Raw genomic sequence first — 25,855 nt, forward strand, 5'->3', positions numbered from 1 at the left:
GAAGCTGACGCGCTTCTCGGGGAACTCGTACCGCCCTCTCATCGAACGTTCATGAAGCGGGCGGAACGTCATTCCCATGAGCGAGCACCGCAGCACCCACGAGCCCCACCCCCAGGACGGCGGCGCGGGCTGGCTCCCGCCCACGCCGCCCGCCGCGCCGCAGCAGCCGTACCCCGAGCACCCCGGGTACCCGGCCCTGCCGCCCACCGCCTTCGCCGCCGGCCCCGAGCTGCCGCCGCCCGGCGGCCGCGGCGGCCACCGCGCCCGCCGCGGACTGCTGAAGAGCCGCCTCGCCCTGGCCACCGCCGTCGCCGCGATGGCGGCCCTGCTCGGCGGCGTCACCGGCGGCGTCCTGGTGAAGGACCGGGACGGCTCCACCACCGCGAGCAGCACCCTGGTCCGCCCGGTCGCGGCCAACGCCAACGGCAGCGCCAACGTCTCGGCGATCGCCGCCGCGCTCTCCCCCGCCGTCGTGCAGATCACCGTGCAGACCGGCAACGGCACCGCGACCGGCACCGGCGTGATCCTCACCGCCGACGGACAGATCCTCACCAACTACCACGTCGTCTCCGGCGCGGTGAACGGCGGCCGGGCCACCGTCACCTTCCACGACGGCCGGACCGCCCCCGCGACCGTCACCGGCACCGACAAGTCCCTGGACACCGCCGTCATCACCGCCTCCGGCGTCAGCGGCCTGACCACCGCCGTGCTCGGCGACTCCGACGCGACGGCCGTCGGCGACCCGGTGGTCGCCATCGGCAACCCCGAGGGCCTCACCGGCACCGTCACCTCCGGCATCATCTCCGCCAAGAACCGCTCCGTCTCCGTCCAGGTCGACGAGGGCACCACCAGCGGCAACGGCGGCTTCGGCTTCCCCAACCTGCCCGGCCTGCGCGGCTCCACCAGCGCCTCCGGCTCCGACACCGCCACCTACCGGGCGCTGCAGACCGACGCCGCGCTCAACCCCGGCAACTCCGGCGGCCCGCTGATCAACGCCTCCGGCCAGGTCATCGGCCTCAACTCGGCGATGTACTCCGCGAGCGGCTCCGGCTCCACCGGCGGCACCGAGGCGGGCAGCGTCGGCCTCGGCTTCGCCATCCCGATCAACAGCGTCAAGCAGGTGCTGCCGCAGATGCAGGCCGGCAAGAACCTGTGACACCCGCCGGTTCCGTCCCCCGGCGACGGACAATGGCCACGACCGCACCGGAATCAGAAAGGGCCCAGCGCCGATGACTCCCCCCGCCGACGACCGCACCCCTGCCGAGGCCCCGGGCGGCGGCGCCCGCGTCCTCGTGGTCGACGACGAACCCGCCCTGCGCGACGCGCTGGAATCCAGCCTCGCCTTCGAGGGCTACCAGGTCACCACCGCCACCGACGGCTACGAGGCCCTCGCCTCCGTCGAACGCGACCGCCCCGACCTGGTGCTGCTCGACATCATGATGCCGCGGATGGACGGCCTCACCGCCGTCCGCCGGATGCGCTCGCGCGGCGACACCGTGCCCGTCCTGATGCTCACCGCGCGGGACGCCGTCGGCGACCGCGTCACCGGACTCGACGTCGGCGCCGACGACTACCTCGCCAAGCCCTTCGAGCTCGACGAACTCCTCGCCCGGGTCCGCGCCCTGCTCCGCCGCAACGCGCTCGCCGCGGAGGCCGCCGCCCGCACCGCCGCCGACGAGGACGGCGGCGAGGTTCTCGCCTTCGCCGACCTGCGGATGAACACCGCGACCCGGGAAGTCACCCGGGCCGGCACCACCATCGAACTCACCCGCACCGAGTTCATGCTGCTGGAGATGTTCCTCTCCCACCCGCGCCAGGTGCTGACCCGCGAACAGATCCTCAAGGCCGTCTGGGGCTTCGACTTCGAGCCCTCCTCCAACTCCCTCGACGTCTACGTCATGTACCTGCGCCGCAAGACCGAGCAGCACGGCATGCCCCGCATCATCCAGACCGTCCGCGGCGTCGGCTACGCGCTGCGCACCGTCGCCAACGGCGCCGCGGCGTGAAGTTCGCCGGCCGGCTCACGGGGTGGTTCCGCGGCAGATCGCTGCGGAGCCGGTTGGCCATGCTCACGGCCGCCGCGGTGGCGGTGGCGATCGCGGTGGTGAGCATGGCCAGTTGGCTGCTGGTCCGCGAACGCCTTTACCAGGACCTGCACGACAACCTCTCGGCCGCTCCCCGGAGCCCGGTGGCCCCACCCGACCGGGGCCAACTGCACTGCGGCGCCACCCCTGCCGAGGCGCTGGCCAACGTCCCCGCCGGGGGCAGCGATCGGTTCGGCCCGCAGAAGTACGACTTCCAGTACGTGCTGCCCGACGGCACCGTCTGCCTGACCGGCGACGCCGTCCGGGCCATCCAGGTGGCACCGGGCGACAGCACGCCGCTGCCCAGGAACAACCAGGCGGTCTACCGCACCGGCAGCTACGTCGACAGCGACGACCACGCGCAGGTACGGCGTACCAACAGCGCCGTCGTGCTGCCGGGCAACATCCGGCAGCCCGCCGTCCTGCTGACCGCGCTGCCCACCGACGGCGTGGAGAAATCGCTCAACTCGCTCGCCCTGCTGATCACCTCCGTCGCCGGCCTCGGCGTCATCGGCGCGGGCGTCGCCGGCCGGGTCGTCGCCCGGTCCGCGCTCAAGCCCGTCGACCAGCTCACCGACGCCGTCGAACACATCGCGCGCACCGAGGAGGTCGGCGCCACCATCCCCGTCAACGGCAGCGACGAGATCGCCCGGCTGTCCACCTCGTTCAACTCGATGTCCACCGCGCTCGCCAACTCCCGGGAACGGCAGACCCGGCTGATCGCCGACGCCGGGCACGAGCTCCGCACGCCGCTCACCTCGCTGCGGACCAACGTGGACCTGCTGATCCGGTCCGACGCGCAGGGGCGGGCGCTGCCGCCGGAGACCCGGGCGCGGATGCTGGGCAACATGAAGGCGCAGATGCAGGAGCTGACCGTGCTGATCGGCGACCTGCTGCAGCTGTCCCGCCCGGACACCCCGAACCCGGAGGCGGTGCGCACCGTGGTGCCGTTCCACGAGACGGTGGCGCGGGCGCTGGAGCGCGGGCGGCTGCGCGGCCCGGCGCTGACCTTCGTCACCGAGGTGAACCCCTGGTACGTGCACGGCGATCCGGCCGCGCTGGAGCGGGCGGTGATCAACCTGCTGGACAACGCGGTGAAGTACTCACCGCCGTCCGGGACGGTCGAGGTGCGGCTGCGGGCCGGCCGGTTGACGGTCCGCGACCACGGTCCTGGCATCCCGACCGACGAACTCCCGTTCGTCTTCGACCGGTTCTGGCGCTCCCCGTCCTCCCGTCAACTGCCCGGCTCCGGGCTGGGGCTGTCGATCGTGGCGCAGAGCGTGCGGGACGCCGGCGGACAGGTCTCGCTGGGGCCCGCGACGGACGGCGGCCCGGGGACGCAGGCGGTCATGGTGCTGCCCGGGCAGCCGGACGACCCGCGCTGAGCACGCCGGAGGGCGGGACACCGAAGTGTCCCGCCCCCTGCCGGCAGTGCTTCGTCAGCCGATGGACTGGCCGACGCCGATGACCTTGATCCGGTTCTGGGCCGGCGGGACGATCGGGGCGGTCGCGGTGCTGTGGCCCGTCAGGTACGCGTTGAAGAGGTCCAGGTCGGAGGCCCCGACGAGCTTGTCGGTGCCGGCCGCGAAGGCCGGGAAGCCGTCGCCGCCGCCGGCCAGGAACTCGTTGGCGGCGACCCGGTACTTGGCGTTCGGGTCGACGGGGGCGCCGTTCAGGCGGACCGAGTCGACGATCACGCGGTCCGCGCCGGCCTTGTTCAGGTCCAGCGTGTAGGCGAGGTTGCCGGAGATCTGCAGGATCTTCGGGGCGGCCGCGTTGGAGCCGGAGACCTGCTGCTGCAGGACCTGGACCAGCTGGGCGCCGGTGAGGGTCTTGACCTGCATCATGTTGGTGAACGGCTGGACGGTGAACGCCTCGCCGTAGGTCACCACGCCGTCGCCCTCACTGCCGGACGCCTTGTAGACCAGGTCCGAGCGGATGCCGCCGGGGTTCATGAAGGCCACCTGCGCGCCGCCCTTGTCGGCGGGCGCGAGACCGGCCAGCTGCGCGTCGGCGATCAGGTCGCCGAGCGGCTTCTCCAGGTCGCTGGAGCCGCGGCCGTTGATGTCGGCGCTGATGTAGCCGACGGCGCGGTTGGCGATCGGGGCGGCCAGCTTGCTGTACTTGCCGATCAGCGCGGTCATGTCCGGCGCCTTGGGCAGGTCACGGCGCACGATGTGGTTGGCCGCGGTGACCGACGGGCGGACGATCGAGCCGGTCCGCTTGTCCAGCTTGAGGTCGATCTCGGTGTACAGGCGGCCGAACGAGGCGGCGCTGGTGACCGAGCGGGGCACGCCGTTCGGGTCCGGGATCATGCAGGCGTACGAGTTGTGGGTGTGACCGGTGACGATCGCACCGACCGCCGGGTCGAGGCGCTTGGCGATGTCCACGATCGGGCCGGAGATGCCGGAGCCGCCCGCGCCGCAGTCGTAGTTGTAGACGTTGCTGGCCGGCAGGCCGCCCTCGTGGATCAGCGCGACCACCGAGTTGACGCCCTGGCGCTTCAGCTCCGCGGTGTACTTGTTGATCGTCTCGACCTCGTTGCCGAACTTGAGGCCCTGCACGCCGGCGGCGGTGACGATGTTCGGGGTGCCCTCCAGGGTCACGCCGATGAAGCCGACCTTGACGCCGCGGACGTTCTTCACCCAGTACGGCTTGAGCAGCTGCTTGCCGGTCTTCTCGTTGGTGACGTTGGCCGCCAGGTACGGGAACTCGGCGCCCTCGAAGGTGCGACCCTCCTCGTAGCAGCCGTCGGTCGGGTGGCAGCCGCCGTTCTGCATCCGCTTCAGCTCGGCCGAGCCCTCGTCGAACTCGTGGTTGCCCACCGAGGTGACGTCGAGGCCGATCTGGTTCATCGCCTCGACGGTCGGCTCGTCGTGGAACAGGCCGGAGATCAGCGGGCTGGCGCCGATGATGTCGCCGGCCGCGACGGTCACGCTGTTCGGGTGGCCCGCGCGGGCGTTGCGCAGCGCGGTGGCCAGGTACTCGACACCGCCCGCGGGGGTGGCGACGGTCTTGCCGGTGGTCGCGTCGATCTCGTTGACGGTGCCGGACGAACCCGCCGGGGGCTCCAGGTTGCCGTGCAGGTCGTTGATGGCGAGGAGCTGCAGGTCCTCGTACTTGGGCTTGTCGTGGCCGTGCCCGTGGGCCTCGGCGGTGGCCGGCAGGGCCATCGAGCCGATGAGGGCGGCGGCTGCAGCGACCGCGAGCGCGGTCCTGCGGCGGCCGGTCGAACCGGAAATGGGCATGAAGGTCCCCTGCACCGTCGGGGCCGCGACGGACGGCGGCCTGGCGTTGTATCGGGGAGCAGCCTAGAGTCCACGCGCGTAGCTGTCAGGAACCCTGGGGTAACGAGCTGGTATCCGAGGACCGACGACTTCTCTGCTGACCCTCGGTCAGCCCGTCGTCCGGCCCACCGGCCGGCCCGCCGCGGCGGTCAGATCCTGGGCTGGGCGGCCAGCTGCTGCTCGGCGCGCTCGCGCTCGGCCACCGCGTCCTCGGTCATCGCCCGGTCGGTGTACACCAGCGGGCGCTCGGCCTCGGTGATGATGTGCTTGACCACTTGCACGTTGCCGTTGACGTCCCACACCGCGATGCCCGGCGACAGCGTCGGAATGATCTCCACGGCCCAGCGCGGCAGACCCAGCACCCGGCCGGTGGCCCTCGCCTCCTCCGCCTTCTGCATGTAGATGGTGCGGGTGGAGGCCATCTTCAGGATCGCCGACGCCTCCTTCGCCGCCGCCCCGTCCACCACGTCCGACAGGTGGTGCACCACGGCCACGAAGGACAGGCCCAGCCGGCGTCCGAACTTCAGCAGCCGCTGGAACAGCTGTGCCACGAACGGGCTGTTGATGATGTGCCAGGCCTCCTCGACCAGGAAGATCCGCTTCACCCGGTCCGGCCGCAGCCAGGTGTGCTCCAGCCACACCCCGACGATCGCCATCAGGATCGGCATCGCGATCGAGTTCCGGTCGATGTGCGACAGGTCGAAGACGATCAGCGGCGCGTCCAGGTCGATGCCCGCCGAGGTCGGGCCGTCGAACATGCCGCGCAGGTCGCCGTCGACCAGCCGGTCCAGCACCAGTGCCACGTCCAGGCCCCAGGACTGCACCTCGCCGACCTCCACGCCCAGCGACTCCACCGCCGACAGGTCGGGGTTGCGCAGCGTGTCGATGATGTCGTTCAGCACCGGCTGACGGTCCTTCACCGTGGCGTGCACGTACGCGTGCGCCGCCTTCAGCGCGAAGCCGGCCCGTTCCTCCAGCGGGCGGGCCATCGCCACCTCGATGATGGTGCGCAGCAGCGACAGCTGGCCGGTGGTGGTGATCGCCGGGTCCAGCGGGTTCAGCTTCACCCCGCCGTCCCGGGCCGCCAGCGGGTCCAGCCGGATGGACTTTATCCCCAGTGCGTTGGCGATCAGGTTCCACTCGCCGACGCCGTCCTCGCCCTGCGCGTCCAGCACCACCACCTGGCGGTCGCGGAACCTCAACTGCCGCAGCACGTACGTCTTCTCCAGCGCCGACTTGCCGTTGCCGGACTCCCCCAGCACCAGCCAGTGCGGGGCCGGCAGCTGCTGGCCGTACAGCTGGAACGGGTCGTAGACGTAGCCCTTGCCGCTGTACACCTCGCGGCCGATGATCACCCCGGAGTCGCCCAGGCCGGGCGCCGCCGTCGGCAGGTACACCGCCTGCGCCTGGCCGCTGGAGGTGCGCACCGGCAGCCGGGTGGTCTCCACCCGGCCGAACAGGGCGCTGGCGAAGCCGTCGGTGAGGTTTCCGAGCATCTGAGGGGCCTCCGATGGTTCAGCGGCGGATGCCGGTGGCGAACGGCAGGGTGTTGGCGAACGCCCGGTGGTGCTCGCGGTCGCACCACTCCAGCTTCAGGTAGCTCTTGCCCGCCGAGGCGCGGATGGTCCGCTTGTCCCGGGCCAGCGCCTCCGGGCTGCGCGAGGACACCGTCAGGTAGCCCACCAGGTTCACCCCGGCCGCGCCGGACGCCAGGTCGTCGCCGCGCTGGTCCACCCGGCCGGTGTGCGCCAGGTCGCGCGGGTCCACCGTGCGGTTCATCTTCGCCGCCCGGCTGGCCTCCGCCTCGTCGTTGGTCTTCTCGGTGAGCATCCGCTCGATCGCCACGTCGGTCGGCTCCAGGTCCATGGTGACCGCGACCGTCCGGATCACGTCCGGGGTGTGCACCAGCAGCGGCGCCAGGAAGTTCACCCCGACCGGGGTCAGCGGCCACTCCTTGATCCACGCGGTGGCGTGGCACCACGGCTCCCGGGTCGCCGACTCCCGGGTCTTCGCCATAAGGTACTGCGGGTGCGTGGCGTCCAGCTCGGCCGGCCAGGCGTTGCGCCGGCTCATCGCCTGGATGTGGTCGATCGGGTGGTCCGGGTCGTACATCGAGTGGATCAGCGACGCCAACCGGGCCTGCCCCAGCGGCTGCCGCACCCGGATGTCCGCCTCCGCCAACCGGGCGCAGATGTCCGTCAGTTCACGCGCCATCACGGTCGCCAGACCGTCGTCCCCGCGGTCCCGCTCGGCCTCGTCCCGGCCGTACGCGGTCCGCCCCATCGCATGCGCCTCGGACGCCAGCTCCCGGGTGTACTGCATGCACGCCACCAGGTACGCCCGGTGCTGCTCCGAGGAGGTCGACACCATCGACTGCAGCTGGTCGTAGCTCTCCTGCAGCCAGCGCGGCGCCGAGTGGTCGCCGCGCCGCTCCACGTCCTTGGCGTGCGCGTCCGGGTCGGCCGGCAGCGTCCGGGCCAGGATCTGCAGCCGCGTCACGAACCCGTCGCCGTTGGCCACGTGCTTCAGCAGCGTGCCGAACCGGTCGACCAGCGCCTCCTGGTCCTCCGAGTCGCGCAGGCCCACGCCCGGGCCCTCGATCTCGATCGCCGCAGTCACCGTGCGCCGCTCCAGGTGCATCAGCACCGCGACCTCGTCCGGCCCGAACGGCGCGGTCAGCCAGCGCAGCCGCCCCACCCCCGGCGGCGGACCGACCTCCACCTCGCGCCCGTCCAACCGCGTCCCGGCCTCGTGCACGTCCGGCTTCCACACCGCCCGGCCGCTGCGCACCGTCCGCCGGTACGTCCGGTTGATCTCCACCCACTTGTAGAACGTCCGCCGCCGGTACGGCACGTACACCGCCATGATCGCCAGCAGCGGGAAACCCACCAGGCCGGCCAGCCGCAGCGGCAGGATCGGCACCCCCAGACCCCACAGCATGCCCAGGCCCGCGCCGGCGATGATCAGCACGATCTCACCGGTCTCCCGGTTGCGCCCGATCGGCGCGTTCGGGCGCGCCTTGCCGATCAGGTAGCTGCGGCGCGGCTGGGCGTACGGCTGGGCGTACTGGGCGCCGTACTGGCCGAACTGGTCGCTGCTCATCTACCCGTCACCCTCCCTTCGGGTTGTTGACCGGGGCCTGGGACTGCGCGGGCGGACCCGCCTGCCGACCCGGGCCGGCGGGCCGGGACGCGTGCGCGGCGATGCCCGGGGCCACCCCGCCACCGCCACCGGCGCCCGGGGAGCCGCCCCCGGCCTGCGGGCCGCCACGCGAGCCGTGGGTCGAAATGCCCTGCTTCACAAAGTTCGCCGGGCCGTTGATCATCGCACTGCCCGCCTGCACCGCACTCGCCCGGGCCCGCCGCATCGACAGCATCTCGTCACCGAAGCCCGGCACGAACCGGTACACCGCGGCGCTCGCGAAAATCGACAGGAACAGGATCGCCAGCCCGCTCAGCACCCGCGCGAAGTCGTCGTCCGCGCCCGTGCCGGTCGCCACCGCACCCGCCAGCCCCAGAATGATCACGATGATCGGCTTCGCCAGATCGATCGCCAGCATCATCGCGGCCCACCGGCGCACGTGCTTCCACAGCTGCTTGTCCACCAGCCCCGCGTACACCGCCGTCCCCAGCAGCGCGCCCACGTACAGCATCGCCGCCCGGATCACCAGCTCGATCCACAGCACCGCCGCGGCCAGCACCGCCACCAACGACACGATGATCAGGATCAGCGGGCCACCGCCCATGCTGCCCTTGTCCAAGGTGTCCGCGAACCCGCCCAGGTACGTCCCCGTGTCGGACTTCGTCCCCGCCGCGATCGCATCCGTCATCCCGTCGGTGACGGTCACCACCGTGAACAGGATCAACGGCGTGAACGCCGAGGCGATCACCGTCAACCACAGGAACCCGACCGCCTCGCCGAACGCCTGCCCCAACGGAGCCCCGCGCACCGCCCGCTTCGTCACCGCCAGCAGCCACAGCACCAGCGTGACCACCGTCGACACCGCGAACACCACCGCGTACTGCTGCAGGAACGCCGCGTTGGTGAAATCGACCTTCGTCGTCCCGTCGATCGCCCCCGCCAACTGCCGCACCACCCAGGCCGCCGCCTGCGCACACCCCTTCGCCAACGAGCCCAGCGGGTCCGTCACCGAGGAAACCGAATCCCCACCGGGGATCACGGTCGTCCCGGGAGGAGCACAGAGCTTGTCGGCACCGAGGACGGTGGCGTCCTGTCCGGCGCACTTGGACACACTCGGACTCGCACCGGGCGACGGATCGGCAGCGACCCGCTGCGCGACCACCAGCGCCGTGAGTTGAAGACTGCTCAGGGCGGCGCCGAGCACCCCGGCCCGGCCCAGGAAACGCAGTCTGGACGCGTCAGCGGGCATAGCGGAACCCTCCGAACTGCTGGACGGCATCGGCGATCTCTTTCGCGGTGGCCGCCTGGTTGTCGCCCGGCAGGGGGGCGGGGCCCGCGGCGCGGGAGTAGTCGGTGAGCTTCCAGTCGCTGCCGGTCCAGCGCATGGTGATGGTCAGGGTGTACCAGTCCTGGCTGACCGGGAGGGTGGAGTCCTCGCCGGCCAGGCCGTAGAGGCCGGTGCACCAGACGTCGACCTTGGTGGCGGTGTCGGCGCTGTTGGTGGTGCGGGTGCCGACCGGGACGATCCGGCTGACGAAGAGCTGCCCCTTCGGGGCGCGGCCCTGCGCGTCCAGGCCGAACCGGGTCACCGTCTCCGGCGAGAACGCCTGGTCCAGTCGGGACTGGAGGGTGGGGAGGACGGTGGGGTCGGCGAGGGTGGCGAGGACGGTGTGGCGGGTGTCGGGGCGGAACATGTCGGTGGAGCCGAGCGCGACCGCGTAGTTGGCGGCGGCGGACTGCGCCCCCTGATCGGTGTGGGGGTAGCCGGTGGCGATGCCGTTGGCGGTGGTGGTGACGGGCTGTTGACCGGTGGCGGCGGTGCGGTCGGCGGCGGGGGCGGTCCCGTTGCGGGCGCGGTCGCCGGAGCTCGCGGCGGGGTTGCGGTCGGGGACGGCCTTGTCGCGGTTGGCGATGGCGACGGCGACGACCAGTAGGGTGACGACGCCGAGGACGGCCAGGAGGGTGCGCAGGGGACGGGCCTGACGGCCGGTCACGGGGGCGGTCTGTTCGGCGACCGGTAGCCGCGTACGGGTGTGCGGCTGGTCGTCGGACAACGGCACGGGGGCCCTCCTGGTGCGGCGCCTCCGCGTGGGGGGTGCGGCGGCGTGACGGGTGTTCTCGGTGTCGGCGCGCGGACCGTGGACCAGCGCGAATGGGACGGAAGTTGTCCGATCGTCAGATGGCCATGCCGTAGACAATGGTGAACAGCGTGCCGAGCGAACCGATGATGAACACGCCGGTCAGGCCGGCGATGATCAGCCCCTTGCCCTGTTCGGCGCTGAACGTGTCACGCATCGCGGTGGCGCCGATCCGCTGCTTGGCAGCGCCCCAGATGGCGATGCCCAGGCAGAGCAGGATGGCGACGGCCATGACGACCTGGACCATCACGCGGGCCGAGGAGCCGAGCGAGGCGAACGGGCCCCAGTCGGGGGCGATGCCGCCGATAATGGTGTCGATGTTGGCCTTCTTCGGCGGGTCCTCCGCCAGGTACCGGATCGCACTGCTGTCCACGTTCAGGTTCATCCCATCTCACCGCCCGATCAGGAAAATTCAAGGCCCCGGACCACGGTCGAGCGAAGGGGCAGGTCCTATTCTTGGCCAGATCTGACGTCGACTTGGCTGCTTCTCGCGGATTGCTCGTGGCGGCCGGACGCCTCCGCCAGGATGTCCGGTAGTTCGAGGATACTGCCCGCCCCTGGTATCTGTGATGATTGCACCGGGCAATAACGCAACAGGGCAGGGCAGCTGACGATCCGTCGGGATGGTGCGGGATGGCACTCGGGAAGGCTCGACTCGCTGGTGCCGCCGTCGCGGTGGTGGCCATCGGGTTCGTCGGAGTGGTGACGCTGGGGACGTACGCGGCCAGTGGGGCACCGGAGCGTTCCGGCCAACTGTCGCTGTCCAGTGGAACGGTGCCGGCGCAGTACCGACCGCAGATCCAGAAGTGGGGCGCGCTCTGCCCGGAGATCTCCGCGCCGCTGCTGGCCGCGCAGCTGTACCAGGAGAGCGGCTTCGACCCGAACGCGAAGAGCCCGGTCGGGGCGAACGGGCTGGCGCAGTTCATGCCGGGCACCTGGAGCACGTCCGGCGTCGACGGTGACGGCGACGGCAAGCGGGACATCTGGAACCCGAGCGACGCGATCGCCTCCGCCGCCAGCTACGACTGCGAGCTGGCCAAGGACGTCGCGAAGGTCCCGGGCGACCCGCAGGCCAACATGCTGGCCGCGTACAACGCCGGGCCGTACGCGGTGATCAAGTACCAGGGCATCCCGCCGTACAAGGAGACCCAGGGGTACGTGAAGAGCATCCAGTCGCTGGCCAAGTCGTTCACCGCGCCGCCCGACCCGGGCGTGCAGCTCGCGCTGTCCAAGGAGGCCGCGGGCGCGATCTACTTCGCGCAGAGCAAGCTCGGCATCGACTACATGTGGGGCGGCACCGGGCAGACCTGGGAGGACGGGCGGTTCGACTGCTCGGGCCTGACCCAGGTGGCGTTCAAGAGCGTGGGCATCGACCTGCCCCGGGTGGCCAACGACCAGTGGTACAGCGGGCCGCACCCGTCCCGGGACCAACTCCGGCCCGGCGACCTGGTGTTCTTCGCCAACGACCTGGAGGACCCGCGCACCATCCACCACGTCGGCATCTACGTCGGCGGCGGCTACATGATCGACGCCCCGCACACCGGCGCCAAGGTCCGCTACGACACCATCAACCAGCGGGACTACATCGGGGCGACCCGGGTCACCCCGGACGGCGCGGCCGCGCTGCCCACCCGGAACAAGAACGACGGCACCATCACGGCGAGTCAAGGACCGGCAAAGAGCTGACGAACCGTCCGCTAGGCATGTGCATGCGGGGTGGACGCTGAGTCAAGTTTGCATAACAGCACGTTTCGACGGAACCCCCGACCGCCCCGATCGCGTTGACTCAGGAGGCTGCCGGACGTCCGCACCCGGCCGCACGGACCGGTAACACTGCGGAGATGCGGACAGGGAGGTGCGGCGTGCCCACGCTGCTCGCCGATGCGGGAGCCGGTTCGGGCGACCCCGACCTCGGCCTGCTCAAGGCCGTCAACAGTCTGGCCGCCGACGCGCCCGGCTGGCTGGACTCACTGGTCGCCTGGACCGCCGAGTACGGCATCCTGATCGGCCTGGCCGCGATCGGCCTGACCGCCTGGCTGAGCGCCCGCCGTCGGCCCGACGCACCGGTCGCCGTCGCCGGCGTGCTGTGGGCGCCGATCGCAGTGGCCATCTCCGAGCTCGCCAACCTGCCGATCTCGGCCATCGTGAACCGGCCCCGCCCGTTCGTCGACCACCCCGAGATCGACGTGCTGGTCCCCGGCAAGGAGGACACCCTCTCCTTCGTCAGCGACCACTCCGCGATGTCGATGGGCATCGCCGTCGCCCTGTTCCTGGTCAACCGCAAGCTCGGCGCGGCCGCCGGCGCGCTCGCCCTGCTGCAGGGCTTCTGCCGGATGTACGTGGGCGTGCACTACCCGACCGACGTGATCGGCGGCTACGCGCTGGCCACCGCCGTGGTGCTGCTGCTCGCCCCGATCGCGATGGCCGTACTGGTGCCGCTCTGCCATGCGCTGTCCCGCACGGCGCTGCGCCCGCTGGTGGTGGCCAAGGCCCCGGCGGCGGCCGGCGGCCGACGCCGGTCGGCCGCCCCGACCGGCGGCCGTGCGGCCCGCCTGCGCCGACGCGGGGACCGCGACCGGGACTCCGACCTGGCCGCCTGACAGCCCGCCGGAACAGGCCCGCGGGAGCATCCCTCAGTCGCCCGGCTCCGGATCGGCCTGGTGCGCGGCCGCGTCCCGCCGGGCCTTGTCGCGGGAGCGCCGCCCGGGGGCGAACCAGCCGCAGTCGCACTGCGCGAAGCAGAAGGAGCCGCGCTCCACCACCTCGGTCCGATGGTCGTTCCGCGCTGCCACGCCGGTCGTCTCCGGCTGCCGGTCTGCCACAGCAGTCACGGTAGTCCTCCCGGGCCACACGGCGGAACGCGTCTCCCGGAGTTCGCCGTACGTAACCTTCCGCGCCCCAACTCGTTTGCCTGGCAGGCGCGCTGTCCATCCGGGGCGGCTGCTGGCCGGGCCGTCCGGGGCCAGGGGGTTGTCGAAGACGTGAAGAAGCTCAACCGGGCCGCCACCGCGGCCGTGCTCGCCGGCCTGCTGACCGCCTGCACCGGCGGCGGGCAGAACCAGGACAGCTCGGCCGACCAGCTGTCCGCCGACCCGCTGACCGCGGTGCGCTCCGCCGCCGACATCACCGGCCGCACCGGTTCGGCGCACGTCGCCACCGAGCTGACCACCGAGTCTGCGGAGAAGAAGGCGGTGTTCCACGGCACCGGCGGCTACGACTACGTGAAGCGGCTGGGCCGGCTGGAGATCGACGTCCCGCCGGGGGCCGCCACCAACGGGAGGATCACCGAGGTGGTGCTGCCCGGCACGGTCTACCTGCAGAACACCGGCGCCAAGATCCCCGAGGGCAAGTGGGTCAAGCTGGACGTCCGCCAGCTCCCGGACGGCAACCTGGTGAGCTCCGGCGCCACCGACCCGGCGACCGCGGCGGGCGCGCTGCGCGGCGCGCAGACCGCCGATCTGGTCGGCAGCGAGACGGTCGACGGCGTGGAGCTGAAGCACTTCAAGGGCACCCTGGACCTGGTGAAGGCCGCCGACGCGACCGGCGGCCGCGGCGCGGACGGCCTGCGGATGGCCGGGCAGACCTTCACCGTGAAGGAGGTCCCGTACGAGGTCTGGCTGGACGGCCAGGGGCGGCTGCACAAGGTGGTGGAGAACTTCACCTTCGCCGGGGTGGCCGGCTCCACCGCCGCGAAGGACCAGGTGAAGGTGGTCTCCACGCTGTCGCTGACCGACTTCGGCAGGCCGGTGGACGCCGCCGAGCCGTCCGCCGCGGACCTCTGGTCGATGAAGCCCTCGCCCTCCCCGAAGTGACCGCCCCACCCGTTTCGGACACCAGAGATGGCCCGTCCGTGCCATGTGGGCCGGCCTCCCGCTGCCTACGCTGGTACGGGGTCGGGTCGACACGGACGGGGCGTGGAAGGGGTGGAGGCCAATGGCAACCGGGGAGAGCGGCACCGGCGGCCACGACAGCACGGCGCTGGACGAGATCGACCTGGCCGGTGAGCTGATGATCGCCGCCTCGGCCAGCCGCGCGGAACGGCTGGCCGCCGAGCAGATCGACGAGGTGCTGCTGCGCAGGGACGACGAACGGCCGTCCGGCACGGACGGCTGATCGGGCGTCAGCGGGCGCTGCGGCTCAGGTGCGCAGCAGCCGCGCGATGGCCGCGCTGGCCTCGGCGACCTTGGCGTTCAGCTCCTCGCCGCCGTCCTGCGCGGCGGCTGCGGCCGCCACGCAGTGCGCCAGGTGCTCCTCCAGCAGGACCAGCGCGAAGGACTGGAGGGCCTTGGTGGAGGCGGAGACCTGGGTGAGGATGTCGATGCAGTAGACGTCCTCGTCGACCATCCGCTGCAGGCCGCGGATCTGACCTTCGATCCGGCGCAGTCGCTTGAGGTGTGCTTCCTTGTCGCCGCTGTAGCCGTGGGGCCCGGCGCCCTGCCCCGCTCCGTGGCACGCCGGTGGGGTGTCGGTGCTGGGGGTGTCGATGGTGGTCATCCCGGTCCGCCCTCTTGGTTTCGGTACTCGGCCCTCCCCCGGCCTTCGGCCGGGAGGTGCCCCCAGTCTCCAACATCCGGCACCGGCCTGGTGTTCCGCCGTCCGGGCGTCAGCTCAGAGATCCCCGTGCAGAGCGGGAGCAAACCGGCGTGTCCTGGGACACACTTAGGGCGCGCGTCGGCAGCCCCGTACCCGGACACGGCATTCGTGCGCCTAGCATCGTCAAGTACCGACCCCGCACATCGGAGATTTCCGTGCGTTTTAGCCTGACCCCGAAGGAGACGAGCTTCTACGACATGTTCGCCGCCGCGGCGGAGAACCTTGTCGTCGGATCGAAGCTCCTGCTGGAACTACTGGGCTCGGACGTGTCCGCCCGCGCGGAGATCGTCGAGCGCATGCGCGCCGCCGAGCACGCCGGGGACGACACCACCCATGCGATCTTCCACCAGCTGAACTCGTCCTTCATCACGCCGTTCGACCGGGAGGACATCTACACGCTGGCGTCCTCGCTGGACGACATCATGGACTTCATGGAGGAGGCCGTCGACCTGGTCGTGCTGTACGACATCGAGACCCTCCCGAAGGGCATCGAGCAGCAGATCGAGGTGCTGGCCCGGGCCGCCGAGCTGACCGCCGAGGCGATGCCCAACCTGCGGTCGATGTCGAACCTCACCGAGTACTGGATCGAGGTCAACCGGCTGGAGAACCAGGCGGACCAGATCCACCGCAAGCTGCTGGCCCACCTGTTCTCCGGCCAGTACGAGGCGATCGAGGTGCTGAAGCTCAAGCAGGTCGTGGACGTTCTCGAAGAGGCCGCCGACGCGTTCGAGCACGTGGCCAACACGGTGGAGACCATCGCCGTCAAGGAGTCCTGAGCTCCGTGGACATGGCAGCACTCATCGTCGTTGTCGGCGTGGCGTTCTTCTTCACGTACACCAACGGCTTCCACGACTCCGCGAACGCCATCGCCACCTCGGTCTCCACCCGGGCGCTGACCCCTCGGGCGGCGCTGGCGATGGCCGCGGTGATGAACCTGGCGGGCGCCTTCCTCGGCAGCGGGGTGGCGAAGACCGTCTCCGAGGGGATCATCGAGACCCCCACCGGTTCCAAGGGCATGGCGATCCTGTTCGCCGCCCTGGTCGGCGCCATCGCCTGGAACCTGGTGACCTGGTACTTCGGCCTGCCGTCCTCCTCCTCGCACGCGCTGTTCGGCGGCATGGTGGGCGCGGCGCTGGCCGGCGGTACCGAAGTGATCTGGCACGGGGTGGTCGATAAGATCATCCTTCCGATGATCATCTCGCCGATCGTCGGCCTGATCGGCGGCTTCCTGGTGATGCTGGCGATCCTGTGGATCTTCAAGAAGGCCAACCCGCACAAGGCCAAGCGCAACTTCCGGGTGGCGCAGACCGCCTCGGCGGCCGCGATGGCACTGGCACACGGCCTGCAGGACGCCCAGAAGACCATGGGCATCGTGGTGATGGCGCTGACCATCTCCGGCCATCACTCCGGCACCGGCATCCCGATCTGGGTGAAGATCTCCTGCGCCATGATGCTCTCGCTGGGCACCTACGCGGGCGGCTGGCGGATCATGCGCACCCTGGGCCGGAAGATCATCGAGCTGGACCCGCCGCAGGGCTTCGCCGCCGAGGCCACCGCCTCCGCGGTCATGTACACCACCTCGTTCGTCTACGCGGCGCCGATCTCCACCACCCACGTGATCACCTCGGCGATCATGGGCGTGGGCGCCACCAAGCGGGTCCGGGCGGTCCGCTGGGGTGTCGCGAAGAACATCGTGATGGGCTGGTTCATCACCATGCCGGCGGCAGCGATCGTGGCCGCAGCGATGTTCGGCATCACCAACCTGCTGGTCCTCTAGACCGGGCCCCGGCACGGCAGTACGGCGGAAGGGCCCGCCCCCACAGCACGGGGGCGGGCCCTTCGTCGGCTCCGCGGCGGCACCGCCATGCAGCACCGCGGAGCAGCTGGTGCGCTCCGCCGCCGGGAGGCGGCGGAGCCGGTCAGCCGAAGCGGCCGGAGATGTAGTCCTCGGTGGCCTGGACCGACGGGTTGGAGAAGATCCGCTGGGTGTCGTCCAGCTCGATCAGCTTGCCGGGCTGGCCGACGCCCGCCAGGTTGAAGAACGCGGTGCGGTCGGAGACGCGCGCCGCCTGCTGCATGTTGTGGGTCACGATCACGATGGTGAACTGCGACTTCAGCTCGCCGATCAGGTCCTCGATGGCGAGGGTGGAGATCGGGTCGAGGGCCGAGCAGGGCTCGTCCATCAGCAGCACCTCGGGCTCGACCGCGATCGCCCGGGCGATGCACAGGCGCTGCTGCTGGCCGCCGGACAGGCCCGCGCCGGGCTTGTTCAGGCGGTCCTTGACCTCGTTCCAGAGGTTGGCGCCCTGCAGGGACCGCTCCACCACGCCGTCCAGGACGGACTTCTTCTTCACGCCGGCCAGCCGCAGGCCGGCCACCACGTTGTCGTAGATCGACATGGTCGGGAACGGGTTGGGCCGCTGGAACACCATGCCGACCGAGCGGCGGACGGCGACCGGGTCGACGTTCGCGCCGTACAGGTTCTCGTCGTCGAGCATCACCTTGCCCTCGACCCGGGCGCCGGGGATCACCTCGTGCATCCGGTTGAGGGTGCGCAGGAAGGTGGACTTGCCGCAGCCGGAGGGGCCGATGAACGCGGTCACCGAGCGGGGCTCGATGGTCATCGAGATGTCCTCGATGGCGCGGGTGGAGCCGTAGTAGGCGGACAGTCCGCTGACGTCGATGCGCTTGGCCATGATCTTTCGTCTTCTCTCGTCTGTTCGTACGTCAGTCGGTGTCAGCGTCCGCCCTTGGGCGAGCGCCAGCGTGCGATGCCCCGGGCGATGAGGTTGAGCCCCATCACGAAGGCGATCAGCACCAGCGCCGCGCCCCAGGCGCGCGAGTAGCCGAACTCGTTGTTGACCTGCGAGTACTGCTGCCAGATGTAGAGCGGCAGCGACTGCTGAGGCCCGTTGAACGGGTCGCTGTTGATGAAGTCGGCGCCGAACACCAGCATCATCACGGGGGCGGTCTCACCGGTGATGCGGGCGACCGCCAGCATCACACCGGTGGTGATTCCGCCGATGGCCGTGGGGAGGACGATCCGCAGGATGGTCTTCCAGCGCGGCACGCCGAGCGCGTACGAGGCTTCCCGGAGCTCGTTCGGGACGAGCTTGAGCATCTCCTCGGTCGAGCGGACCACGACCGGCATCATCAGGATCGCCAGCGCGAGGCTGCCGGAGAAACCGGAGTACTCGAAGCCGAGGAGGATGTTCCAGAGCGAGAGGATGAACAGACCGGCGACGACCGACGGGATGCCCGTCATCACGTCGACGAAGAAGGTGACCGCCTTGGCGAGCCGGCCGCGGCCGTACTCCACCAGGTAGACGGCGGTGAGCAGACCGATCGGCGCGGCGATCAGGGTGGCCAGCAGGACCTGCTCGACGGTGCCGATGATGGCGTGGTAGATGCCGCCGTCCGGGCTGAGGGTGGCGACGACGCCCTTCATCGAGTGGCTGAGGAACTCGGGGGTGATCGCCCCGATGCCCTGCTGCACGGTGTAGAAGGTCAGCGAGACCAGCGGCACCACGGCGCAGATGAAGGCGACCCACACCAGCGAGGTGGCGAAACGGTCCTTGGCCTGCCGGCGGCCCTCGACCGAGGCCGAGACGGCGTAACTGGCGGCCAGGAAGAGCAGGGCGGAGATCAGGCCCCACTGCAGGTGGCTCTTGAGGTCGGCGACGGCGCCGATGGCGCAGCCGAGGACGATCGAGCCCCCGGCGATGCCGGCGGGCGCCCAGCGGGGCAGCCGGGCCGCGGTCAGCCGGTGGCTGAGCTGCGGAGGAGTGGCGTCGGTGACGGTGACGGTGGTGCTCATGCGCCCACCTCGCCGGCGCTCGGCGAGCGCTTCGCACACGCGCACCTCTTGATGATGAACTCACTTCGCTCGCTCATGCGGCGGCCCCCGAGTACTCCTTGCGGCGGGCGATGATGACGCGGGCGGCGCCGTTCACCAGCAGCGTGATCACGAACAGGACGAGGCCGGAGGCCATCAGCGCGTCCCGGCCGAGCGGCTGGGCCTCGTTGAACTTCAGCGCGATGTTCTCGGCGAAGGTGCCGCCGCCCGGGTCGAGCAGGTGCAGCGAGAGCTTGCTGTTGGTGGACAGCACGGTGGCGACCGCGATGGTCTCGCCGAGCGCGCGGCCCAGGCCTAGCATCGACGCGGAGATGATGCCGGGGCGGCCGAACGGCAGCACCGCGGTGCGGACCATCTCCCAGCGGGTCGCGCCGAGCGCGAGCGCCGCCTCTTCGTGCATCCGCGGGACCTGGCGGAACACCTCGCGGGTGACCGCGGTGATGATCGGCAGCACCATGATCGCCAGCAGGATGCCGACGGTGAACAGGTTGCGCGCCGGGACACCGGAGTTGGTCTGGCCGAAGATGTACGTCCAGCCGAGGTACTGGTCCATCCAGCTGGTCAGGCCGTCCATGTGCGGCACCAGGAACAGCACGCCCCACAGGCCGTAGACGATCGACGGGACGGCGGCCAGCAGGTCCACCAGGTAGGCGAACGGCTGGGCGATCCGGCGCGGCGCGTAGTGCGAGATGAACAGCGCGATGCCGACCGCGACCGGGACCGCGATGGCCATCGCGATGAGCGCGCTGACCAGGGTGCCGAAGGTGAGCACGGCGATGCCGAACACCGGCTTGGCGGCGTCCGGCGTCCACTCGAAGGTGGTGAGGAAGTTGCCCTCGTTCTTGCCCAGGGCGAGGGCCGAACGGTAGGTCAGGAAGCCTGCGATGGCGGCCATGACGACCAGCAGCAGGACACCCGCACCGCGGGAGAGGTTGAAGAACACGGCGTCACCGCGGCGGCTGTCGCCACGGCGGCGTGGGGTCCGTCCCCGCGCGTCGGCGGGGGAGGAAGAAGTCATGATCGTTTACTCCGGTCTGGCGGCGCTGCCCCGCGGAGGGCGGCACCTTGGCGGCGGTGCCCCGGACGTTCTGGTGGTGGGTGGTGCGGGTGGTGCGATCGGTGCGCTGCCCGGCCGGGCGGCCCCTCCCCCTCCTTCGGGGGCCGCCCGGCCGGTCGCCGCTCAGCCTCAGGCGAGGGCGTCGATCTGGGTCTTCACCTTGCCGGCGAGCTCCTTCGGCAGCGGCACGTAGCCGACCGCACCGATGGCCTGCTGGCCCGCGTCGCTGACGGTGTAGTTCAGGAAGGACTTCAGAGCCGGCAGGGTCTCGGCCTTGTTGCCCTTGTCGCAGACGATCTCGTAGGTGACCAGGGTCAGCGGGTAGGCGCCCTCGGCCTTGGTCGCGTAGTCGATGTCCAGCGCCAGGTCCGCGCCGGTGCCGACGACCTTGGCGTTGGCCAGCGAGGTGGCGGCGTTGGCGGCGGTGGCCTCGACCGGCTTGGCGGCACCGGTGGCGATGGCGGCGCTGTTCAGCTTGTTGGTCTGGGCGTAGGACAGCTCGACGTAGGAGATCGAGTTCTTGACCTGCTTGACCTGGGCCGCGACACCGGCGGAGCCGTTCGCGGACTGGCCGCCCTGGCCCGCCCACGCCTTGGCGGCCGGGTACTTCCAGTTGCCGCCGCCGGCCTTGGCCAGGTAGGCGGTCAGGTTCTGGGTGGTGCCGGAGTCCTCGGAGCGGTGGATCGCCTGGATGTCGGCGGCCGGCAGGTTGACGCCCGGGTTCAGGGCGGCGATCGCCGGGTCGTTCCACTTGGTGATCTGCGAGTCGAAGATCTTCGCCAGGGTCGGGCCGTCCACGACCAGCTTGTCGACACCCTCGACGTTGAAGACGATCGAGATCAGGCCGCCGACCATCGGCAGGTCGATGCCCTGGCCACCGGTGCAGACGGCCTTCGAGGCGTCGATCTCGGACTGCTTCAGGGCGCCGTCGGAGCCGGCGAAGGCGACCTTGCCCTGGTTGAACTGGGTGACGCCCGCGCCGGAGCCGCCGCCGCCGTAGGTGAGGGTGGTGGTGGAGCAGGCGGCGCCGTAGGCGGCCTTCCAGACGTCGATCGCCGGGGTCTGCGCGGTCGAGCCGGCCGCGAGCAGCGCACCGCCCTTGTCGGCGCAGGCGATCTTGGCGGCCGCGGGGGCCCCGGAGGACGAGCCACCCGTGGTGGTCTTGGTGTTGTCGTCCGTGCCGCACGCGGACAGCGACAGCGTGGAGACGAGCGCGACGGCACCGATGGCGAGGGCCTTGGAGCGGCCGTTCCGCAGGTTCACAGGGTGTCCCTTTCTGAGGCAATACCGGTCTCCGAACGACCGGATTTGCTGTGGTCCGGGGCCCTTCCGGCCCTCCGGTAAACCCGAAGTTAGGTAGAACAGGTGACGCGTCAGCCCGTCGCAAATGAACGGGGAGTGAACCTCGGACGGATGTCAGGAAACCTTGGCCGGTAGTAACGGTTGCGTCACAGGTCGGGCGCGGGCAGATCACCCGGCCGCGGGACCGCGCCTCACCCGTGCGCGACGGGGCCCGGCTCCCGGTCGAGCAGCAGCTCCAGCAGCGCGTCGATCAGCACCCGGTCGCGGGCGTGCGTCAGCCGCTCCTTGGCCCGCCGCGGCGGCAGCCACTCCAACAGGTCCACCTCACGGTTCGGCCGGAACGCCCCGCCGGTCGGCACCGCCGCCCAGTACCGGACCTCCTTCGGCCGGCCCTGCACGAGGTAGTGCTGGGTCGGCAGCTCCGGGCCCAGCACGCAGCGCATCCCGGTCTCCTCCCGCACCTCGCGCAGCGCCGCGGTCCGCCAGCCCTCGCCCGGGTCGAGCTTCCCCTTCGGCAGGCTCCAGTCGTCGTACTTGGGCCGGTGCACCAGCGCCACCCGCGGCTTCTTGCGGCTGCCGTCCTTGCGCAGCGGCCCCGGCACCCACAGCACCGCGCCCGCCGCCAGCACCGTCGACCGGGCGCCGGCCGCCGGACGGCGGTCGGTGCGGGCACCGCCCGCCCGGGCTCGGGCGGACGGGGCGGGGCGATCGGGCAACTGCGGCACGCGGTCCGTCCGGAGAGGGGATCGAGGGTTCAGTCCGACACCACCGCGGCCGGGCCGGCCAGCCCGGGGGCCACCGCCGGCCACTGGCGCCCGAAAGCGTACCGGGCGGCCTCCACGTCCAGCCGCTGATCGGCGTGCACCACGCCCAGCACGTACGCCGTCGCCGGGGTGATCCGCGGCGTGCGGGCGGCCGTGGCGACCGTGACCGCCGCGTCCGACGCCTCCTGATGGTGGCCCAGCACCCGGTCCAGCTCCAGCAGTTCGCCGTCCGGCGCGCTGCACACCTCCAGCGCGTACCGGGCCCGCTTCACCAGGATCCGGGCCCGCAGCCACGGCGCGTCGTCCGCCGCCAGCGCCACGTCGGCGTCCGCCGCGCCGCGCGGCGCCGGCACCAGGTCCGGTTCCGTCCCGGCCGCGCCCAGCCGGTGCAGCCCGGCCCCGGCGTACGCCTGCGCGGAGCGCTGCCACGGCAGCCGCTCGGCCGCCGCGACCAGCGCGCCCAGCGCCGCCGCGGTCCGCGGGAGCAGCGTCACCGCCGGCTCGGCGGCGGCCTCCGGCACCAGCGGCACCTCGCCGGCCAGCAGCGTCATCCGGTCGGCCAGCGCGTGCAGCCGGGCCGAGCGCAGCTCCTGCAGCAGCGCGGTGTGCGCGCGGGTGCGGGCCAGCGTCAGCTGGCGTTCGAGCAGCGCCCGGGCCTTCGGCGCGCCCGGGTGGCCGGCCAGCATGCCGGCCCCGTCGGGGGCGGTGTCGGCCAGCGAGTCGAGGGCGCCGAGCAGCCGGTCGGCCCGGCGCCGGTAGCCGGGTTCCTGCGCGAGCAGGTCGATCAGCCAGCGCAGTTCGGTGCGCGACTCCTGCGCCCACGCCGGGTCGAAGACCGGCGCGAAGGTGTGCAGGGCCCCGCCGATCCGGCGCACCGCGCGCAGCAGGTCGTCCGCGGCCTGTGCCGACGCCGGGAGCGCCCCCGGTCTCGACCCGGCCTCGCCGACCGCCTGCGGCAGGGCGCGCAGGAACACGCCCGCCTGGGCGGTCAGGTAGCCGGCAAGGACCTCCCCGGCGGTCGCGGCGCGCGCCACCGGGGCCGTCGTCGGCGCATCGGTCATGGCTGTGGCTCTCCCCGATTCCGTCCCCGGGCCTGCCCCGGGGCTGCATGCCGCCCGCGCCGGGAGGCTCCCGGCGCGGGCGGGGTGCCGCTCAGCGTGCGGCGGCGGAGCCGCGGTTGCGGCGGCGTGAGTCGATCAGCAGGTCCTGGACGTGCCGCAGCGGGCGGCCTTCGGCGTCCTGCGCGTGGCGGATCCAGGCGCCGTCCGGGCCGAGGTGCCAGGAGTCGGTCTCGTCGGAGACGCCGAGGTCCAGCAGCCCGTTCAGTTCGGCCCGGTGCGCCGGGTCGGTGACCCGGACCAGCGCCTCGATCCGGCGGTCCAGGTTGCGGTGCATCATGTCGGCGCTGCCGATCCACACCTCCGGGTCGCCGCCGTTGCCGAACACGAACACCCGGGAGTGCTCCAGGAACCGGCCGAGGATCGACCGCACCCGGACGTTCTCGCTCAGGCTCGGCACGCCCGGCCGGATCGCGCAGATGCCGCGCACCCACACGTCCACCGGCACTCCGGCCTGCGAGGCCCGGTACAGGGCGTCGATGACCACCTCGTCGACGATCGAGTTGACCTTGATCTTGACGAAGGCGGGCCGCCCGGCCCGGTGGTGCGCGATCTCCCCGTTGATCCGGGCGACCAGGCCGTCGCGCAGCCCGCGCGGCGCGGTCAGCAGCCGCCGGTACGACTCGCGGCGCGAGTAGCCGGACAGCCGGTTGAACAGGTCGGAGAGGTCCGCGCCGACCTGCGGGTCGGAGGTCAGCAGCCCCAGGTCCTCGTACAGCCGGGCGGTCTTCGGGTGGTAGTTGCCGGTGCCGACGTGCGAGTAGCGGCGCAGTGTGTCGCCCTCCTGGCGGACCACCAGCGACAGCTTGCAGTGCGTCTTCAGCCCGATCAGGCCGTACACCACGTGGCAGCCGGCCTCCTCCAGCTTGCGGGCCCACTTGATGTTGGCCTGCTCGTCGAAGCGCGCCTTGATCTCCACCAGCACCAGCACCTGCTTGCCGGACTCCGCGGCGTCTATCAGCGCGTCCACGATCGGCGAGTCGCCGGAGGTGCGGTACAGCGTCTGCTTGATCGCCAGCACGTGCGGGTCGGCGGCGGCCTGCTCCAGGAACGCCTGCACTGAGGTGGAGAACGAGTCGTACGGGTGGTGCAGCAGCACGTCGCGCTCGCGCATCGCGGCGAAGATGTCCGGCTGGGAGGCCGACTCCACGTCGATCAGGCCGCGCGCGGTGCCCGCCACGAACTTCGGGTACCGCAGCTCGGGCCGGTCCAGGTCGGCGATGCCGAACAGGCCGGTCAGGTCGAGCGGGCCGGGCAGCGGGAAGACCTCCGCCTCGGTGATGTTCAGCTCCCGCACCAGCAGGTCCAGGATGTACGGGTCGATGGACTCCTCGACCTCCAGGCGCACCGGCGGCCCGAAGCGGCGCCGCATCAGCTCCTTCTCCAACGCCTTCAGGATGTTCTCGGTGTCGTCCTCCTCCACCTCCAGGTCCTCGTTGCGGGTGACCCGGAACGCGTGGTGGGCGAGCACCTCCATCCCCGGGAACAGCTCCTCCAGGTGCGCGCCCATCACGTCCTCCAGCGGCACGTACCGCTGCGGCGAGGCCTCCAGGAAGCGCGACAGCAGCTGCGGCACCTTCACCCGGGCGAAGTGCTTGTGCCCCGAGACGGGGTTGCGCACCACCACCGCCAGGTTCAGCGACAGCCCCGATATGTACGGGAACGGGTGCGCCGGGTCGACGGCCAGCGGCGTCAGGACGGGGAAGATCTGCTGCCGGAACAGCGTGTGCAGGCGGGCCTGCTCGGTCTCCGCCAGGTCCGGCCAGCGCACCAGCTCGATGCCCTCGGCCGCCAGGTCCGGCAGCACCTCCTGCTGGAAGGTGGCCGCGTGGCGGGCCATCAGCTCGCGCGAGCGGCGCCAGATCAGGTCCAGCACCTCGCGCGGCTGCAGCCCCGACGCCGACCGCTGGGCGACCCCGGTGGCGATCCGGCGCTTCAGCCCCGCCACCCGCACCATGAAGAACTCGTCCAGGTTGGACGCGAAGATCGCCAGGAACTTGGCCCGTTCCAGCAGCGGGATGTTCGGGTCCTCGGCGAGCTCCAGCACCCGCTCGTTGAACGCCAGCCAGCTGCGCTCACGGTCCAGGAACCGGCCCTGCGGCAGCTCCGTCCCTTCCGCGCCGTGCCCGTCCGCGCCACCCGCCAGGAACGCCGACGCCACCGCGGCCGGCAGTGCGGAGGCCGCCCGCGCCTGCTCGGCCGGCGCAGCCGGCTCGGCCTTGGCACGCGCCGCGGACCGCGGCTTCGTCTCCTTCGCCGGATCCTTCGCCGGATCCTTGGCCGCGGCCCTGCCGCCGGCCCGGGACCCGGCCTTCCCACCGGACCGGACGGCCGGCTTCTGCTCGGTGCTGGACTCGGCGACGGCCGAATCGGGGACGGGGCGCGGGATGCTCATCAGTTCCAGCTCCTCCTGCAGGACGCGGTCCCGGCGGGACGAAGGACACGCCTCCGCATGCTGATCGTCCTCGTCGACCCACGACCACCCACCCGGCGCAGCCGGAACCGGCCCGGCCGG

General features: G+C 71.5%; 24 protein-coding genes. 9 read left to right on the forward strand and 15 right to left on the reverse strand.

Annotated elements, in window-relative coordinates:
* Window positions 1-76: 76 nt before the first annotated feature.
* The 3 genes from ACI1MP_RS17715 to ACI1MP_RS17725 all read left to right on the forward strand — a co-directional run bounded on the left by ACI1MP_RS17715 (window position 77) and on the right by ACI1MP_RS17725 (window position 3,469).
* Window positions 77-1,156 carry a S1C family serine protease gene (locus tag ACI1MP_RS17715; RefSeq protein ID WP_404869006.1) on the forward strand — a complete coding sequence of 360 codons (1,080 nt, stop codon included), beginning with the start codon at window positions 77-79 and terminating at the stop codon, window positions 1,154-1,156.
* A 73-nt stretch (window positions 1,157-1,229) separates the two neighbouring features.
* Window positions 1,230-2,006, forward strand: coding sequence for a response regulator transcription factor (locus tag ACI1MP_RS17720; protein WP_404869007.1), 777 nt, complete (start codon window positions 1,230-1,232; stop codon window positions 2,004-2,006).
* A 59-nt stretch (window positions 2,007-2,065) separates the two neighbouring features.
* Window positions 2,066-3,469, forward strand: a complete 1,404-nt coding sequence (locus ACI1MP_RS17725) for a sensor histidine kinase (protein ID WP_380339706.1) — start codon at window positions 2,066-2,068, stop codon at window positions 3,467-3,469.
* A gap of 54 nt (window positions 3,470-3,523) precedes the next feature.
* Here ACI1MP_RS17725 and ACI1MP_RS17730 read toward each other — a convergent pair whose 3' ends face one another.
* The 6 genes from ACI1MP_RS17730 to ACI1MP_RS17755 all read right to left on the reverse strand — a co-directional run bounded on the left by ACI1MP_RS17730 (window position 3,524) and on the right by ACI1MP_RS17755 (window position 11,035).
* Window positions 3,524-5,332 (reverse strand): bifunctional metallophosphatase/5'-nucleotidase, encoded by a 1,809-nt coding sequence (locus tag ACI1MP_RS17730; protein WP_404869008.1) that lies wholly within the window; start codon window positions 5,330-5,332, stop codon window positions 3,524-3,526.
* Window positions 5,333-5,520: 188 nt separating this feature from the next.
* Window positions 5,521-6,867, reverse strand: coding sequence for an ATP-binding protein (locus ACI1MP_RS17735; RefSeq protein WP_380339700.1), 1,347 nt, complete (start codon window positions 6,865-6,867; stop codon window positions 5,521-5,523).
* Between the two features lie 19 nt (window positions 6,868-6,886).
* Entirely contained in the window at window positions 6,887-8,473 is a 1,587-nt protein-coding gene (locus ACI1MP_RS17740) for an SCO6880 family protein (protein WP_100587603.1), read from the reverse strand.
* A gap of 7 nt (window positions 8,474-8,480) precedes the next feature.
* A complete protein-coding gene (locus tag ACI1MP_RS17745; RefSeq protein ID WP_189277970.1) occupies window positions 8,481-9,761 on the reverse strand; it encodes a hypothetical protein in 1,281 nt (426 codons plus the stop codon).
* Window positions 9,751-10,572 (reverse strand): hypothetical protein, encoded by an 822-nt coding sequence (locus ACI1MP_RS17750; RefSeq protein WP_404869009.1) that lies wholly within the window; start codon window positions 10,570-10,572, stop codon window positions 9,751-9,753. Before ACI1MP_RS17750 ends, ACI1MP_RS17745 begins: the two co-directional genes overlap by 11 nt.
* A gap of 115 nt (window positions 10,573-10,687) precedes the next feature.
* Window positions 10,688-11,035, reverse strand: coding sequence for a hypothetical protein (locus ACI1MP_RS17755; protein WP_043915564.1), 348 nt, complete (start codon window positions 11,033-11,035; stop codon window positions 10,688-10,690).
* Window positions 11,036-11,283: 248 nt separating this feature from the next.
* On the opposite strand from ACI1MP_RS17755, the gene ACI1MP_RS17760 reads away from it, so the two are divergent.
* Both ACI1MP_RS17760 and ACI1MP_RS17765 read left to right on the forward strand, forming a co-directional pair.
* Entirely contained in the window at window positions 11,284-12,336 is a 1,053-nt protein-coding gene (locus tag ACI1MP_RS17760; RefSeq protein WP_380339690.1) for an NlpC/P60 family protein, read from the forward strand.
* A gap of 176 nt (window positions 12,337-12,512) precedes the next feature.
* On the forward strand, window positions 12,513-13,250 hold the full coding sequence (locus ACI1MP_RS17765; protein ID WP_189277965.1) for a phosphatase PAP2 family protein: 738 nt from the start codon (window positions 12,513-12,515) through the stop codon (window positions 13,248-13,250).
* Window positions 13,251-13,283: 33 nt separating this feature from the next.
* On the opposite strand, the gene ACI1MP_RS17770 is transcribed toward ACI1MP_RS17765, so the two are convergent.
* Window positions 13,284-13,481 (reverse strand): hypothetical protein, encoded by a 198-nt coding sequence (locus ACI1MP_RS17770; protein WP_363476399.1) that lies wholly within the window; start codon window positions 13,479-13,481, stop codon window positions 13,284-13,286.
* A 150-nt stretch (window positions 13,482-13,631) separates the two neighbouring features.
* On the opposite strand from ACI1MP_RS17770, the gene ACI1MP_RS17775 reads away from it, so the two are divergent.
* Together ACI1MP_RS17775 and ACI1MP_RS17780 are read left to right on the forward strand one after the other, a co-directional pair.
* Window positions 13,632-14,462 carry a hypothetical protein gene (locus tag ACI1MP_RS17775; protein ID WP_380339685.1) on the forward strand — a complete coding sequence of 277 codons (831 nt, stop codon included), beginning with the start codon at window positions 13,632-13,634 and terminating at the stop codon, window positions 14,460-14,462.
* A gap of 121 nt (window positions 14,463-14,583) precedes the next feature.
* Window positions 14,584-14,763: a hypothetical protein gene (locus ACI1MP_RS17780; RefSeq protein ID WP_100587608.1), complete on the forward strand. Its 180-nt coding sequence runs from the start codon at window positions 14,584-14,586 to the stop codon at window positions 14,761-14,763.
* A 24-nt stretch (window positions 14,764-14,787) separates the two neighbouring features.
* On the opposite strand, the gene ACI1MP_RS17785 is transcribed toward ACI1MP_RS17780, so the two are convergent.
* Complete coding sequence (locus ACI1MP_RS17785) at window positions 14,788-15,144, reverse strand: metal-sensitive transcriptional regulator (protein WP_380339682.1); 357 nt, start codon at window positions 15,142-15,144, stop codon at window positions 14,788-14,790.
* Between the two features lie 254 nt (window positions 15,145-15,398).
* Here ACI1MP_RS17785 and ACI1MP_RS17790 point away from each other — a divergent pair, with 254 nt between their 5' ends.
* Window positions 15,399-16,019: a DUF47 domain-containing protein gene (locus ACI1MP_RS17790; protein ID WP_035864866.1), complete on the forward strand. Its 621-nt coding sequence runs from the start codon at window positions 15,399-15,401 to the stop codon at window positions 16,017-16,019.
* 5 nt (window positions 16,020-16,024) lie between these two features.
* Window positions 16,025-17,020, forward strand: a complete 996-nt coding sequence (locus ACI1MP_RS17795; protein WP_380339679.1) for an anion permease — start codon at window positions 16,025-16,027, stop codon at window positions 17,018-17,020.
* Window positions 17,021-17,162: 142 nt separating this feature from the next.
* Here ACI1MP_RS17795 and pstB read toward each other — a convergent pair whose 3' ends face one another.
* From pstB to ACI1MP_RS17830, 7 genes are all read right to left on the reverse strand, one after another.
* Window positions 17,163-17,939, reverse strand: coding sequence for a phosphate ABC transporter ATP-binding protein PstB (pstB, locus tag ACI1MP_RS17800; RefSeq protein ID WP_043915557.1), 777 nt, complete (start codon window positions 17,937-17,939; stop codon window positions 17,163-17,165).
* 41 nt (window positions 17,940-17,980) lie between these two features.
* A complete protein-coding gene (gene pstA, locus ACI1MP_RS17805; RefSeq protein WP_380339674.1) occupies window positions 17,981-19,060 on the reverse strand; it encodes a phosphate ABC transporter permease PstA in 1,080 nt (359 codons plus the stop codon).
* A gap of 73 nt (window positions 19,061-19,133) precedes the next feature.
* A complete protein-coding gene (gene pstC, locus ACI1MP_RS17810) occupies window positions 19,134-20,117 on the reverse strand; it encodes a phosphate ABC transporter permease subunit PstC (RefSeq protein ID WP_380339671.1) in 984 nt (327 codons plus the stop codon).
* A gap of 168 nt (window positions 20,118-20,285) precedes the next feature.
* Window positions 20,286-21,419, reverse strand: coding sequence for a phosphate ABC transporter substrate-binding protein PstS (gene pstS, locus ACI1MP_RS17815; protein ID WP_380339668.1), 1,134 nt, complete (start codon window positions 21,417-21,419; stop codon window positions 20,286-20,288).
* 230 nt (window positions 21,420-21,649) lie between these two features.
* Window positions 21,650-22,174 carry an NUDIX hydrolase gene (locus tag ACI1MP_RS17820; RefSeq protein ID WP_380339665.1) on the reverse strand — a complete coding sequence of 175 codons (525 nt, stop codon included), beginning with the start codon at window positions 22,172-22,174 and terminating at the stop codon, window positions 21,650-21,652.
* Between the two features lie 38 nt (window positions 22,175-22,212).
* Entirely contained in the window at window positions 22,213-23,283 is a 1,071-nt protein-coding gene (locus ACI1MP_RS17825) for a CHAD domain-containing protein (protein WP_380339662.1), read from the reverse strand.
* A gap of 91 nt (window positions 23,284-23,374) precedes the next feature.
* Window positions 23,375-25,735: an RNA degradosome polyphosphate kinase gene (locus ACI1MP_RS17830; RefSeq protein ID WP_404869010.1), complete on the reverse strand. Its 2,361-nt coding sequence runs from the start codon at window positions 25,733-25,735 to the stop codon at window positions 23,375-23,377.
* Window positions 25,736-25,855 lie beyond the last annotated feature (120 nt).

It is taken from the genome of Kitasatospora griseola, from assembly GCF_044999035.1.
In the GTDB taxonomy this organism is placed as follows: domain Bacteria; phylum Actinomycetota; class Actinomycetes; order Streptomycetales; family Streptomycetaceae; genus Kitasatospora; species Kitasatospora griseola.